Consider the following 1,047-nt stretch of genomic DNA (forward strand, 5'->3'; position numbering starts at 1 on the left):
CTGAGTATGGGCTATGTGCAGACAGGAAAAATGCCGCTCACTGGCTTAAGTGAACGGCATTACGGCCTCGGCCGCGTTTTTTTCATGGTGGGGTCTGGTCGGATCAGGGTTTGAACATCCAGGCCAAGGCCATCACCACTGCGATCAGCACCGGCTGGTGCACCATGTAGAAACTCAGGGACCAGCGGCCCAGCACGGCCATGGGTTGGAGGGCGGTCGGCAGGCGCACCTGCAGCAGCTGCGGCCCACCTGGCCGGTGCAGGGCCCACTGGCCAGCGGCCAGCCCCCACCAGAGCACGCCCAGCCAGGGAAAGAGCGGCACATAGTCCTCGGTGAAGGGCTTGCGCCCCACCAGCCCCAGCCAGTTGAGCGTGCGGGCGTTGAAGGCCGGCGCAAGCTCGCTGAAGGCCCCTGTCAGCAGGTGGGTGGCCGCCACGGGCAGTGCCAGTGCCACCAGGCCGCACAGCCACAGCCATGCGCCCCAGCCGGCCGTGAAGCGGGCGATCAACAGCATCACTGCCATGCCGTGCAGCACGCCGAAGTAGATGAAGCTGCGCGGGAACATGAAGAACGAGCCCAGGCTCACCAGCAGGGCGCAGCCGGCAATCTGCAGCCAGCGGCGCGCGAAGCGATCCATGCTCTGCCCCTGGTGCAGCGCGATGGCCTGGCCCAGGCCCGCGCAGAACAGGAACAGGCTCAGGATCAGGGTGCGTTGCGTGGTCCAGACCGGGTCGGTGCGGAAGTCCTGGGGCCACAGGCCGAAGTGGGCCAGGTCGAAGCAGAAGTGGAAGGCGGCCATCCAGACCATGGCCAGCGCACGAAGGGCGTCGACGGCTTCGTAGCGAGGGGCGGTGGATGGGTTTGAGAGTGGGTTCATTCGGGGCGAATGCGCTGTAGATCGCTGGGGTGTCAGTGGGTGGATCGTAGCGCGACTGGGGTTCACTGCTGCTGGTGGCTGTAGGGGTGTCTGTTGTGTTCAAAGGGCGGGAGCCGGGATGTGCGCCCGGCGGCGCACCCACCTTCTTTTGCGTCGCCAAAAGAAGGTGG

Annotated in this window: 1 protein-coding gene; it reads right to left on the reverse strand. The window is 65.9% G+C overall.

Annotated features, from left to right (window positions below):
* Positions 1-103: 103 nt before the first annotated feature.
* Entirely contained in the window at positions 104-877 is a 774-nt protein-coding gene (locus ASE28_RS29995) for a DUF1624 domain-containing protein (RefSeq protein WP_057269681.1), read from the reverse strand.
* Positions 878-1,047 lie beyond the last annotated feature (170 nt).

The organism is Acidovorax sp. Root219 (assembly GCF_001428665.1).
GTDB lineage: Bacteria > Pseudomonadota > Gammaproteobacteria > Burkholderiales > Burkholderiaceae_C > Acidovorax.

Bases quoted from the DNA above. Each gene is read 5' to 3' on its own strand.
- ASE28_RS29995 (WP_057269681.1), bottom strand. From the start codon at position 877: ATGAACCCACTCTCAAACCCATCCACCGCCCCTCGCTACGAAGCCGTC.